Source organism: Paenibacillus yonginensis (assembly GCF_001685395.1).
Taxonomy (GTDB): domain Bacteria; phylum Bacillota; class Bacilli; order Paenibacillales; family Paenibacillaceae; genus Fontibacillus; species Fontibacillus yonginensis.
This window is the reverse complement of sequence record NZ_CP014167.1, coordinates 1,448,167-1,460,807: the sequence shown is the minus strand read 5'-3', so window position 1 is coordinate 1,460,807 and position 12,641 is coordinate 1,448,167. Positions and strand designations below refer to the sequence as shown.

General features: G+C 51.2%; 11 protein-coding genes. 1 reads left to right on the top strand and 10 read right to left on the bottom strand.

What is annotated here, in order from left to right; translation table 11 throughout:
- Positions 1-58 precede the first annotated feature (58 nt).
- The gene (locus tag AWM70_RS06735; RefSeq protein WP_068694909.1) at positions 59-2,464 is read right to left on the bottom strand and encodes a glycoside hydrolase family 95 protein; all 2,406 of its coding nucleotides are present in this window, start codon (positions 2,462-2,464) and stop codon (positions 59-61) included.
- Between the two features lie 235 nt (positions 2,465-2,699).
- Here AWM70_RS06735 and AWM70_RS06730 point away from each other — a divergent pair, with 235 nt between their 5' ends.
- On the top strand, positions 2,700-3,563 hold the full coding sequence (locus AWM70_RS06730) for a helix-turn-helix domain-containing protein (RefSeq protein ID WP_068694908.1): 864 nt from the start codon (positions 2,700-2,702) through the stop codon (positions 3,561-3,563).
- Between the two features lie 113 nt (positions 3,564-3,676).
- On the opposite strand, the gene AWM70_RS24155 is transcribed toward AWM70_RS06730, so the two are convergent.
- The 9 genes from AWM70_RS24155 to AWM70_RS06685 all read right to left on the bottom strand — a co-directional run bounded on the left by AWM70_RS24155 (position 3,677) and on the right by AWM70_RS06685 (position 12,631).
- Entirely contained in the window at positions 3,677-5,155 is a 1,479-nt protein-coding gene (locus tag AWM70_RS24155; protein WP_068694907.1) for a collagen-like triple helix repeat-containing protein, read from the bottom strand.
- A gap of 248 nt (positions 5,156-5,403) precedes the next feature.
- A complete protein-coding gene (locus AWM70_RS06720) occupies positions 5,404-6,477 on the bottom strand; it encodes a glycosyltransferase (RefSeq protein ID WP_068700430.1) in 1,074 nt (357 codons plus the stop codon).
- Positions 6,478-6,628: 151 nt separating this feature from the next.
- A complete protein-coding gene (locus tag AWM70_RS06715) occupies positions 6,629-7,897 on the bottom strand; it encodes an alkaline phosphatase (RefSeq protein ID WP_068694906.1) in 1,269 nt (422 codons plus the stop codon).
- A gap of 163 nt (positions 7,898-8,060) precedes the next feature.
- On the bottom strand, positions 8,061-8,969 hold the full coding sequence (locus AWM70_RS06710; RefSeq protein WP_068694905.1) for an aldo/keto reductase: 909 nt from the start codon (positions 8,967-8,969) through the stop codon (positions 8,061-8,063).
- Positions 8,970-9,014: 45 nt separating this feature from the next.
- Positions 9,015-9,707 (bottom strand): TVP38/TMEM64 family protein, encoded by a 693-nt coding sequence (locus AWM70_RS06705; protein ID WP_237167848.1) that lies wholly within the window; start codon positions 9,705-9,707, stop codon positions 9,015-9,017.
- A 190-nt stretch (positions 9,708-9,897) separates the two neighbouring features.
- Positions 9,898-10,119 carry a hypothetical protein gene (locus AWM70_RS06700; protein WP_068694903.1) on the bottom strand — a complete coding sequence of 74 codons (222 nt, stop codon included), beginning with the start codon at positions 10,117-10,119 and terminating at the stop codon, positions 9,898-9,900.
- A 207-nt stretch (positions 10,120-10,326) separates the two neighbouring features.
- Entirely contained in the window at positions 10,327-10,800 is a 474-nt protein-coding gene (gene tnpA, locus AWM70_RS06695) for an IS200/IS605 family transposase (protein ID WP_068693347.1), read from the bottom strand.
- Between the two features lie 179 nt (positions 10,801-10,979).
- Positions 10,980-11,447, bottom strand: coding sequence for a hypothetical protein (locus AWM70_RS06690; RefSeq protein WP_068694902.1), 468 nt, complete (start codon positions 11,445-11,447; stop codon positions 10,980-10,982).
- A gap of 101 nt (positions 11,448-11,548) precedes the next feature.
- Entirely contained in the window at positions 11,549-12,631 is a 1,083-nt protein-coding gene (locus tag AWM70_RS06685; protein ID WP_068694901.1) for an AI-2E family transporter, read from the bottom strand.
- Between the last annotated feature and the right edge of the window lie 10 nt (positions 12,632-12,641).

Sequence of the window (12,641 nt, the reverse complement as noted above, 5' to 3'; positions counted from 1 at the left end):
ACAGCAGTTGTCCTTCAGTGCAGCAGGCGTTTGTGCGGGGCAAGGTCTCATTCCGGTGTCAGCGTATCGTTCCCAAACCTCCCGAGGTTTGCAGGATTTGAAGTTCTCCGTTCAATTGAACCGTTTCGCCTTGCGCCAATTCCAGATAAACGCGTTGATCCTTGTAGCGGATCCAGGTGGACCCGGCGGCAGAGCAGCCGTGAACGTCAGCCCGCTGAAGCACTCCCCCGCTCCACTCGAGGTCGACTTCAAAGCCGCCTTTGGCTCTCAGGCCGATTACACGTCCTTCCCCCCATACTCGCGGCAGAGCCGGAAGCAGCTCAATTTCGTCAGAAAGGCTGTGCATCAGCATTTCGGCAACCGCAGCGGTTCCGCCATAATTGCCGTCTATCACAAAAATATTCGTCTCGGCGCCGGCAATTCCTGCTTTGGAGAACGTCAGCAGGTTATCCAGGCAAAGTTCGCCGATCAAATGGGAGACATGCTTCAAAGCCCTGTCCCCGTCCTGCAGCCTTGCGAAATAAATCGCAAACAAAGCTGCCGTGAACTCCACGTCTTCCAGATTACTTTGCCCCATACGCTTCTCCAGGGTCACCTTCGCCGCATCAGCCAATTCTCGGGTCCGCTCCGGGTGAATTTGATTCCCCGGATAAAGAGCTGTCAGATGCGATAGGTGCCGGTGCTCCGGCTGGGCTTCTTCATAATCCTCGAGCCACTCCTGCAGCTGTCCCTGCTTGCCGATCTGAAGAGGAGGCAGTTTGGCAAGCGCCGCTGACCACCGCTCCTGCAGCTCTTCATCCAACTGTATCTGGCGGGCAGCCTTCAGGCAGAACTGCAGCAGATCCCTGACCAGCACCATATCCATAGTCGGCCCCATGGACAGCTGCTGCCCGCCTTCCTCTGGCTTCGAAGTATAGAAGCTGTTCTCCGGCGAATTCGACGGCCCTGTCACCAGCCAGCCATGCTTTGGATGTTCGGTCATATAATCGAGGAAAAAGGCCGCCGCTTCCTTTAATACCGGATAAGCCTGCTCCCACAGGAAACGTTCGTCCAGTGAATATTCATAATGCTCCATCAAATGTGTGGCAATCCACAAGCCCCCCGTTACGTTCAGCCCCCAGCCGGTCTGCCAGCCGGGCAGCGTAAATCCCCAGGCATTGGAGAAGACATGGGCGACCCAGCCGTCCGCGCCGTACCAGTCCCGCGCCGTCGTCCGTCCGGCCTTGGCCAGCTCCTCCACATAATTCATAAGCGGCACATGGCTTTCGCCAAGGTTCGCAATCTCCGTTGGATAATAGTTCATTTGGGTATTAATGTCGAGGTGGTAGTCACAGCTCCATGCCATCCGGTTGGCTTCCCCGTCGTTCCAAATGCCCTGCAGATTCAGCGGCAGCGGAGAATCCTCTCTCGCTCCGGCAATCGTCAAATAACGTCCATATTGGAAAAACAGCTCTACGAGCGCCGGGTCATCCAGCTTCCCTTCTTTAAAGCGGCGGATTCTCGCGTCCAGCGGCAGCTTCGCCGCTTCCGCGGTTCCCAAATCGAGCTGCACCCGTTCATACAGCGGCTTATAATCGGCCAGATGTTCAGCTTTAAGCCGATCGAAACCTTTCGCCGAGGCACCTTTCACTTGTTCAGCCGCCCGGGTGCTCCAGCTGCCGTCCTTTTGTTTGTAGTCCGTGTTTACCGCAACATAAATAACCGCCTCGTCCGCGCCTGTGACTTGAATAATTCCGTCATGGCTGCTGACTGTGCCGCCCAAGGTCTGCACCTTGACGGCCCCTGCGCTGCTGACTCCGCAGCTTCCGTCGCTATGTATCGTTTCTACAGCCCGGCCCTGAAACCGGATTCCCCCCGCATCCTGATGCTCGCTTCCTACTTTGAATTCAGAGGTTCGGCCTTCCAGACGGAGTGTAAAATGGAGACCTCCCCGCATCGCGCTTCGCACCCTGCCGGCCACCAAGTCTTCGGCGTGAGTAGCTATAACCTCCCGTGTGAACAAAACGGAATCCTCCCCGCTCCCTCCATCCGCTTTCTGTACTTCGGTTCGCACAACGGCTTCGCCGAGGTCCAGCTCCCGGTATACAACAAGCTCCTGCTCCGCTCCGTTTGCATTCAGCTGTCCAGTTGACAAGGCTGGCTGGAATTCCATGATCAAGTCGCACAAGCTCAGGTTTGTCCCGAAGTTTTGTTTATCGGGCTGCAAATAACGTTTCGCCAGCTGATCCCCTCCCGCATAGTCTCCGGCAAAGAAATGGCTTCTCATCTCTTCCAGCGCCTCTTTGCCGCCGCCAGCTGCCCGCACCTCTTCCGGCTGTCCGGACCAATAGGTAACCTCAGTCATGACCCACACTTCTTTCAGAGCCTCCGCCAACACAACTGCTCCCATTCTGCCATTGCCCACCGGCAGGCCTTGCCCCCACCCTTTCGCCGGCGACAGGTACCAAAGTTTGTCCTTATTCATGGGAAATTCCTTCTTTCTATTCAAAATGAGTATTATATTTCCAGTCAACAAGAAAACGCATTCATAAATGGCAAGACTTGCGGAATGATCCGCTCTGCACCCCCGCCTCTTTTCATTAACGGTGCATTTATCGTATCATTTTAAGCAGAATATTGTCTTTGCCGGATGATTCAATGATTTGACAAATTGTCCGGCAATTCAAAATCATTCCGCTGATCATGAAGGAGCTTAAAACATGAAGCGTTTATCCGATGTTCGTCCCTTTGTAGGCGATGCTATGAAATATTTATACGATGGCAGCAGCAACGAGAAGTTAAGGGTCTGCAGCGTGTATGCATTTCATTTGTTCACGGATGGGCCGGGAGAAATAGAGATTGACGGTATCCGCTATCCGATCGAACGGGGCACGTTTATCTTTCTGCGTCCGGGACAGCCTCATGCTTTCCATATTTCCCCCGAACGCCCCTTATCCTCTTATAATCTGTATTGCGATCTGTGGGAGCGTCCCGGTCGTGCTCCTTATAGCCGGACCATTATTTATGCGCCGCAGCCGTTCCATTTGGATGAGACAGCACCGGAGGAAAGCTGCGAAGAGCTCGCCCTTCTGCCGAAGGTTTATTCCCTGCGTGCCTTTCCGCATCTCTATGACGGCTTTATTCAGGTGGTCCGATTCTTTGATGAACTGGAATTATACCGGCATGAGACGGTGAACAGTTATTTTTACGGCTGGCTGCTGGCCTGGTTTAACGTGCTTCAAACCCGTCAGCCGACCGATTACCGGATTGTCCGGTTTCTGCAGCAGCTTCATGCCTCGCCCGAGCGGCGGGACTCCATTGCCGAGTGGTCCAGAAGCTGCGGGTTAAAGCGGACTTATTTTCATGAATTGTTTCTGCGCGAAACCGGTTTCACCCCGAAAGCTTACCAGCACAATCTGCTGATGAAGAAAGCGGCCAACCTGCTGCTTGAAAGTGAAATGAGCGTGACCTTGATTGCCGAGAAGCTGGGCTACGGCTCTATTCACCCTTTTTCCAGACATTTCAGTTCTTTTTACGGCATGACTCCAAGCGAATATCGCAAGAATCCCCAAGCACTGCGATAAAAAAAGTAAAGGACTCTGCATTTACGAGAATCCTTAATGAATTGAAACAACAGCGCCCTGGCCATTTGTTATTTTGTTTTAAGAACGAGACCGGAGTGCCATCTTCTGACGCCTTACCTTTGATCGTCGATGTTCGCGCTGCTGTTGTTGGCCGCAAGGTCTACAATCGGATCATAAGGCGCCCCGGTTGGCGTTCCGACGAGCAAAGCGATATCTACCGCATTCGCCGGGATGCCCCAGGAGTTGCCCGAGAAGACGAATATGGCGCCGTCCACTACGAACCCCCGGGTGTTATACACGACATTGTTTATGATATTCCCCGTCGAGTTCGGATTCAGATAAGCAGGCTGTCTTAAGCTGTAGAAAATATTGCCTCTGACCAGCAGATTGGTCACGTTGCCCTGGGTTGAGAATCCGCGGTTAACCACCCAGCCCGTCGAAGGCCCGGCTTGCGGCGGGCCAAAGATTATATTATGGGTCAACCTATGATTCGTTCCTGCAAACTGAAAGAATTCAACGGCATAAGGCAAATTGCTGGTTACGGTCAAACCGTCTATCGTCACTCCGCTGCCTGTCACCAGGAAGGGAATTGCCGCTGCCTGCAGCATAATCTGCGTGTTCGGATAACCCTGAAGCGTGACCCCGGCTTTGTTGACGGTAATGGTGGCAGTCAGCGGGTATGTGCCTCCCAAAATATGCACGGTCCCCGTTGGTGATACCGCGGTTATTCCCTGTTGGATCGTGCCGAACGGAGCTGCCTGGCTCCCATCACCGCCAGCAGCACCCGCTTGCACATAAACATTAAACGGATTTGGTTCCACACTGCCCGTCGGGCCGGTGGCGCCCGTAGGGCCAGTCGCCCCTGTTGCTCCTGTTGCTCCTGTTGCCCCCGTGGACCCTGTTGCTCCTGTTGGCCCGGTTTCACCGGTCGCTCCCCCCGCCGGGCCGGTTGGTCCCGTATCGCCAATCGCTCCTGTTTCCCCTGTCGCACCAGTAGCGCCTGTCGCACCGGTAGGCCCTGTTGCTCCGGTCGGGCCGGTCATCCCCATAATCCCGGCGGCCCCTGTTGGCCCTGTTTCTCCCCTTGCTCCGGCTGGCCCCGTCGGACCAGTGGCTCCTGTTTCTCCTACAGCACCGGGCGGCCCGGCAGCTCCTGTTGGTCCCGGTGGCCCCGTCGGGCCTGTCGGGCCGGTTGGACCTGTTCCCCCGGTAGCTCCCGTAGCACCGGTAGGCCCAAGTCCAACCAGCTCAGAGGTTAACAACCGATGCGCGCTGACCAGCTGATTGTTTGCATTTTTGCCCCACAACGAAATTTCAACTTCCTCCGCCGTAACCCCCGTGATGTTGAAATCAAATTCAAAAGCATCCACATCAGCGTAATAAGTCCGAACCGTCACCTGGTTCGCCGGGATAGGCAGCGCTTCCGCAATATACATCGTTCTTACTCCACTTAAACTATAGCCTGTAACGGTTGCCACAGCCGAGTTGATTAAACTGCGGTTTGTAATGCTGACCATCACCTGCCCGGTTGGTCTCGATCCGGTAGAGGTGTCAATCGGGTTCTCTATCGGACCTGAATGGTAGACTGCCACCTTCTTCTCCTCCTAACGTCAAATTAAAGCAATACCCCCCTCTGATCTCAGTCTTGTTGTGTAATTAATATATTCATAGCCAGGCAAATAGCTTGGGCAGCTGAAAAGCTGTTGCCGCCTATTTTCCAGGACAAGAATTTAAAAAAAGAAGCGCAAACACCAGCTCCTTCCGGATCCCCTTGCTTTGCGCAATGAATATGGATGCCCTACGGGCAATGCCTATTAAATTTGGCTTTTTTCCTACAGCCTTACTCCTGCTCCTGACCTCCGGAAATGCCTAATATCGTTTCAAAATAACTTTTGTTCTGCAGCATCCTCTTATCGGTCGGTCTGTAGGCCAGTGCCTGCTCGTTATGCCTGTAAGCCAGCTTATGTTCCCCCAGACGGTCATAACATACACAAAGCTGAAGATGAGGAAGCCAGGTTGAGCAGGCGGCATGAGCAAGTCCTAAATGGCCGGCGGGCAGTCTGATTTGAGTGGCAAGCTCATACCAGAAGACGGCGGAGCGGTAATCCTGTTCATTCAGGAAATAATATCCGAGCCGGCAGCAGGCTTCAGGCCTTGGACTGCCGTATTGCAGCGTTCGAAGCGTAGATTCGAGCGCCTTGTCCTTATGGCCCAAATGCGTATAAGCATCCGCAAGCTTCCCGCAGGCTGCGATATTGTCCTCCACCCAGCCAAGACCAGTGGCCAAGAAACGATGATAATATGCAATAGCCTTCTCGTATTTTTTATGATCCAACAGCTCATTCGCGAAATAATATAAATCCCTCGGAGAAAAATCCTCCCCCGCCTGTTCCCGTGCTTCGTAAATGTTCAGGTTGCGGTCGCTGTCGTGATGGAGACTGCTGTGCGTTACGGATATATCACTATCATAAATATGGCCCCCTACCTCTAAATACTCATGTACAGGGCCGATCCATTTAAATCCGTTCGCTCTCTTTACAAGGCGGTTGCGGCGCAAGCTTGAAATCACGTTCCCGTATTCATCGAAGGCAAGGTCATATTTCATCGTCACGGAATCTATGGAAGGGTCCAGCGTTTGTTTTAACTCGGCAAATTTCTTGCGATCGGCCTCTTGCAGCACGTCATCCGCATCTAGCCATAAAATATAAGGTTTGGTTGCTTGGCTGAAGGCGTAATTCCGGGCAGCTGCAAAATCCTGGATCCATACGAAGTCATAAATCCGATCCGTGTACCGGCTTACGATTTCTTTGGTCCGATCGGTGGAACCGGTGTCCACGATATTGATTTCCTCTACCAAATCGTACACAGAGGACAGGCAGCGGCCAATGGTATCCTCCTCATTTCTGACAATCATACATAAACTGATCTGGATCACGACTCATCACCTCAACTATAGGAGTATTCCAAGCCATGCTGGCCGGTGAGCCCGTTCCCTTATCTATGGTCGGAGGCATCGAAAAAGGCCCATCCGCAACCGGATAGGCCTCCCATTTACAATTCGAATTTTATTTGTTGTTCCCAAGTCCCATAACCAGCATCAGCTTGTTGTAAACCTCGGTATTCTCGAACATGCCGGAGAAGAGAACCGAGTTTTTCCCCATAGCCGTAACTGGCACGTCTACCGCCGTATGCCCGGAAGTGGTCCAGTCCACCATAAACTGCTGGGCGGAGCCCTTAATGGCAAATGGGCCGTCTTCCTTAGAAATGCCGTCGCCGGATTCGTCCTCAGTATCTTCTACAGGCTCAATCGAGAATCCACCGGTTTCATGGTCAGCCAGAACAAGCACCAGCGTATCCGGATTTTGTTTCGCAAAGTCCTTGGCTACCTGAACCGCTTTGTCCAGCTCCTGGCCTGCTTTAATGGTCAGCTCAGCATTGTTATGATGAGCCATTTCATCAGTTGCCTCCTCTTCCACCATCAGGAAGAAACCTTTGTCATTGTTCGCAAGCGTATCGATTGCTTTCTTGGTCATATCAGCCAGCGGCACCACAGGATTGTAGAGAGCGCCTTTGCCTTCTTCATTCTGCTGGAACATTTCTTCATTCGCAAACAATCCAAGCAGCTTGCCGCTGGTTGCCTGCTCCAGCTCGGATTTGCTGGTGACATAGGAATAACCGAGCTGTTTGGCCTTTTCGACCAGATTGCCTTTGGTTCCCTTGCTTTTCTCGGACGGATCTTCAGCAGGCTCATCCGGGAAAGCTCCCTGTTCTCCTGCCGGGAACCAGTAGTCTTCACCGCCGCCAAGAATAACATCAAGCTTGCTGTCATTCAAATACTGCTCTGCAATATCGCTTTGTGCCGAACGGTTCTCTACATGAGAACCAAAGGCGGCGCCCGTTGCGTCCGTTACCTGGCTGGTTGTCACTACGCCTGTAGATAAGCCGGCATCTTTGGCATATTCCATGATCGCTTTCACCGATTGTTTATGTTCATCCATACCGATAGCCCCATTATAGGTTTTAACTCCGCTTGCATAGGCCGTAGCCGCAGCTGCGGAATCCGTAACCGGAACCGTTGAGCTGGTATGAATGAGACCGCTGTAAGGCATATCGTCCATAGCCAGCTTGCCTGTCAGGCCAACCGTTGCCAGACGAATCGCGTTGCGTTGAGCCGTGCCCATACCGTCGCCAACGAATAAAATGACGTTTTTCGTCTTCGGGGTGTCGGCTTGAACATACTCGGATGCTTTCGGGATCACGAAACCTGTTACCACCATTACCGTCGCGGCTGCAACCACCGCGGTTTTCTTCATGGTGCTTTTTGCTAGCTTCATTGTATGCCCTCCTAATTAAGGTGAAATAACATTTCCAAAAAGTAGCATACAACCGCTAGATTAATAGAGTGTATGAATTGTGTTAAATTGTGTAAAAAAACCGGTCCCAGGGGGGCCGGTTTTGAATAGAGTTTATATTAAATTCATTTGCGATATAAATCCATTACCGATGCTGTGTATAACGATTCGCACGGCTGATCTGCCGAATTTGCCCGAGCCCCTCATCGCTCAGTGGAGGGATAGCCGCGGCGCTTACATTCTCATCCAGCTGCTTGAGAGAACTTGCCCCGGCAATAGCCGAAGCTACGGCGGGTGCAGCCAGGCTATAGCGAATCGCCAGCTGGCTAAGCGTACAGCTACCGGCCGCCACCCGCGTTAGTCTGCGGCGAATCTCGAGCAGCTCGGACTCGCTGTAGTCCAAATAACCTTTGGCCGCTTTCCGCTCGCCTCCATCCGCCAAGTTGCCGCTTGCTACCGGACCGCGGGCGATCACGCTGATACCGTTCTTCTCGAGCAGCGGAAGAACCTCCTCCTCGGCGCGCCGGTCCAAAATGCTGTATTGGTTCATGACGCTGACGATGGAAGAACGGGAAACGTATTCCTTTATGACGTTTGGCCGGATCGAAGAAATGCCATAGTGGCGAATGATTCCTTCTTTCTTTAACTGCTCGAAAGCCTCTATCGTATCATCGATAGGATCCTCCAGCGTGCCTCCATGCAGCTGATACAGGTCAATATAATCGGTATGCAGCCGGCGAAGGCTTTCTTTGACAGCCGATAGAATATAATCCTTGGAAGCGTCCCATACCCAGCCCTCCTGGCCTGGAATACGCCGGTTGCCAACCTTGGTAGCCAGAATGACGTCCTGACGGCGTCCTTTCAAAGCCAAGCCGACTATTTCTTCATTTCGCCCGCCGTCGTACAGATCCGCTGTATCCAGCAGATTAATGCCGCGATCCAGTGCTTCATGAATAAGTCTGATGCCTGCCTGCTCCTCGGTTCCGATGGTCATGCAGCCAAATCCGATTTCCGAGACGAACAAATCCGATGTTCCAAGCTGATTTTTTCTCATAAGAACCCCCCGCTTTCTGAATAAATAAATTCGTGTTATGGGCCCTTACATCAAGTGATTGGTAGGCGGAGCATCCTGCTCGGCTCTGCGCCTCCCGCTCTGCCGGGCCCTGAATACTTCCTGGCACACAAAGATAAGCACCAGCAGCAGGCAAAATCCGCCGTACAGTCCGGTTATCAATCCGACATTCACTTCGGGCATCAGCACCGCAGCTCCAAGCACCCCGATCAGTCCGATATAAGACAGCATGCCCCACACCGAAGACCAGCAGTATTTCCGGAAGCTTAAAGATGATAGAGATGCCATTAAACAAATCAGGTTATTTGGCATAATCGGCAGGGTACGAAGCAGGATAATCGTCCAGATCCCATAACGCTCCGTATATTTCTGCCATTTTTCATAACGCTTCATTTTTTTGAGCCATTTGCGCTGCACCCAATCGGAGAGAAACTTCTCGCAGACGACATAGACCACTATCGTACCCAAAGTCCCCATTAACCAGCTGACAAGCAGCCCTTCTGCCAGACCGATAGCCGAAATGTTCAGCATGATCAAGGCAGCGAACGGATACAGACCGATAAAGGACTGAATAAGGGCCAGAGGGATCGTCACGAGCAAAATAGAGTATCCCTCCAGCTGCATGGTTTGAATCAGCCAGTCGATAAAATTCTCGGGGTAATTCTCCATATACATCCCGCTCCAGCCATGATGATGTTTTAGTGATACGGATACAATCATAACCCAAAAACGACATTTTTGATATATGTCGCAAAGAGGGATTGCTGTGCCGGAATGGCCTGCAGCAGATTTCTGACATAAGTCCTCCATTGATTCAAATGCGGAATAAGGGATAGAAAAAGCCGTCCGAACCACGTTCAGACGGCCTGGCATTCTGCCCGTTCTTTAATAGCCGGATTACCGTTACCGGTTAAGGCTTTAAAATCACCTTGATGCAGTCCTCTTCCTTATTGTCAAAGACGCTATAGCCGTGTTTCGCCTGTTCCAATCCAAGGCGGTGCGTAATGATGTCCGTCGGATCGATCACTCCGTGTTTGATCTGAAGATAAAGTTCAGGAATCAAATGAATAATGGGAGCTCTTACTTCCTTCACTTCCAGCTTCGTCTTGCCTTGGTAGGTTGCAGCCTTCATAAGTTCCTCCTGTCGCTTCGTGTAAATGCAAGTGGGTTCACCGTTTGATTACCCATTTTGCTGCAAATCAGAACCACCCGTCCAACGGGTGGTTTGCACTAGGGGTATAACCCCTTGTTGCCAAACTGCGCCTAAAGACGCTAGCCTGACCACAAAGCGTTCAGGCTCAGTGTTATTTGTCTCTTTCACTTACCAGTTAAACTGGTTTTACTTTTTCTTGCTCTTGTTGCTGCTGAATGGATCTTCATACTCTTTTACACTCAGCTTATCCACTGCCTGGTCATGTGCCTCTTGCTCTCGAATGTATTTGGCGACGGTGGCTTCATTTAGCCCCACTGTACTTACGTAGTAGCCTTCCGCCCAGAATTTACGATTCCCATACTTATACTTCAAATTGGCATGCTTCTCAAAGATCATGAGTGCGCTTTTCCCTTTTAAATAGCCCATAAAGGAAGACACAGATATTTTCGGTGGAATCGCCACCAGCATGTGCACATGATCCGGCATCATATGTCCTTCTAATATCTCGACTCCCTTGTATTTACATAGACGCTTCATGATTTCAATTAGATCTCGTCTCACTTGATTGTAGATCTCTTTACGTCTATACTTCGGGGTGAACACAATGTGATACTTACACATCCACTTTGTGTGCGCTAAACTAAAGTTTTTATTTGCCATTTAAGACCATCCTTTCGAATTGAGCCTGAACATCTCAATTTTATCGGGATGGTCTTATTGGTGTAACCCTAGATCCCTCCACCCGCATAGCGGGTGGTTTTATATTTCGCGCGTTTCACGCGCTCAACAGGCTGAAGCCTAAAAATAAAAAAGCCGATCTTGAAAAGACCGGCTTTTGTTCAAACCCTATAAACTTTAATTCCATAAGAAGATTCAGCCCTGTCCACATACGGCCCTTTAGCAAGGCAAGAGAAAGACAGGTGGCTTCCGCGCAGACACAGCAGCTTGTCCCCTGGCCTAAGTCCCCATTGTTTCAAGGTTGGAAGCGGCAGGGTCATACAGTTGTCGCTCCGAAGAGATGCCCAGCAGAACAAACGTCCTTTGAATGGGATGATGCCCCCCTCTTGAATAGAAAAGTCCTGCAGTTGAGGAAGACTAGCAAACACAGCTGCCAGCGGCGAGTTGGGAATCAGTTCTTTACACATGACGTTGAAGCCGCTTGAAGTGTTTCGTCCGGACATGAGGAGGACCGGGCCTGGAACAATACCGTATTCCTGCAAGGCCTGCTCAGGCAGATGAAGGGAGCCGTCTTCGGCGATCAGGCTCCAAGCATAAACAAACTTGCCGCCTTTCGCAGTCATGGACATGTTATCGCCTCCCGGGAGTATAGAGAACTTGAATAACTCCATCATCCCTTATCCCCGGAAGATACCGATATGACATCTGTCACTTCCGCGCAAAGGCGGCATTAATCGACAAACTCTTCAACTTTGTCCGCCAGAAATATCCGATAGATTCTTACAATAGTCACTTTGACAATCATGTAAAGCGGAATGGCCAGCAGCATGCCCAGAATGCCGCCGACCTCGCCGGCGATCAGGATCAGCACTACCGTGGTCAGCGGGTGGATGTTGATCGTTCTGCCGTATACATAAGGGGCAATCAGATTCCCTTCGATTTGCTGGGCCACAAACACAACGACAATCACCCAAAGCACCATGCTTGGCGATTCGGTAAAAGCAACGATTACGCAGGGAATTGCCCCCAGCAGCGGGCCAAAATAAGGAATGAAGTTGAAAATCGCACAAATGATGGCCAGCAGCAGCGGATAAGGCAGCCCGATGATGATATAGCCGATGAAGCTTAACACCCCAAGCAGAAAAGAGCTGATAATTCGCCCGGCAATAAATCCGCTTAGCGCGTTATCAATTTCCTCTGTCACATGTTTGGCATCTTTGCGGTATCTAGACGGAATGATCCGCACCAGGGTGGGAGATATTTTTCCATCCTCTTTCAGCATGTAATACAGAACGATAGGAACGGTACCTACAACGATAAAGAAACCGCTCAGGAACGAAATGAAATGAGACAGATACCCGCTGATCGTCTGGAGCAGCTCGTTGAGGTACTCCGTTACCTTGCTGGTAAACTGAGCATTATCGCTGTCGAACATCGAAAAATATTTGCTCTTCTGAATTTCGTTCATCTGGATGGTAAGCCCGTTGATCAAAGCCGGCACGTTGTTAATGAACTCCTGGATCTGATTGCGAAGCGGCGGCCAAATAACCAGAAAAAAAAGGGTCAGCAGAAGGCCGATCGCCAAATAAATGACCAGAACCGAAGCCACCCGGTGGACCTTGCGTTTGTCCAGCAGATGTACAATCGGGCGCAGCAAATAATACAGAAAGACGGAGACGCTCACCGGCACGATCATGATGGAAACGAATGTAACAATCGGATTAAATATAAAGCTGACTTTATGTAACAGATAAATCATCGTAAGCACCATAATGATGCCAAGCGACGCTTTAAAAAAAGTATTCTGCGGCATGCCTGTTCCT

Bases quoted from the DNA above. Each gene is read 5' to 3' on its own strand.
- AWM70_RS06715 (WP_068694906.1), bottom strand. From the start codon at position 7,897: ATGAAGCTAGCAAAAAGCACCATGAAGAAAACCGCGGTGGTTGCAGCC.
- AWM70_RS06700 (WP_068694903.1), bottom strand. From the start codon at position 10,119: ATGAAGGCTGCAACCTACCAAGGCAAGACGAAGCTGGAAGTGAAGGAA.
- AWM70_RS06730 (WP_068694908.1), top strand. From the start codon at position 2,700: ATGAAGCGTTTATCCGATGTTCGTCCCTTTGTAGGCGATGCTATGAAA.
- AWM70_RS06690 (WP_068694902.1), bottom strand. From the start codon at position 11,447: ATGTCCATGACTGCGAAAGGCGGCAAGTTTGTTTATGCTTGGAGCCTG.
- AWM70_RS06720 (WP_068700430.1), bottom strand. From the start codon at position 6,477: ATGATTGTCAGAAATGAGGAGGATACCATTGGCCGCTGCCTGTCCTCT.
- AWM70_RS06705 (WP_237167848.1), bottom strand. From the start codon at position 9,707: ATGATTGTATCCGTATCACTAAAACATCATCATGGCTGGAGCGGGATG.
- AWM70_RS06735 (WP_068694909.1), bottom strand. From the start codon at position 2,464: ATGAATAAGGACAAACTTTGGTACCTGTCGCCGGCGAAAGGGTGGGGG.
- AWM70_RS06710 (WP_068694905.1), bottom strand. From the start codon at position 8,969: ATGAGAAAAAATCAGCTTGGAACATCGGATTTGTTCGTCTCGGAAATC.
- tnpA (WP_068693347.1), bottom strand. From the start codon at position 10,800: ATGGCAAATAAAAACTTTAGTTTAGCGCACACAAAGTGGATGTGTAAG.
- AWM70_RS06685 (WP_068694901.1), bottom strand. From the start codon at position 12,631: ATGCCGCAGAATACTTTTTTTAAAGCGTCGCTTGGCATCATTATGGTG.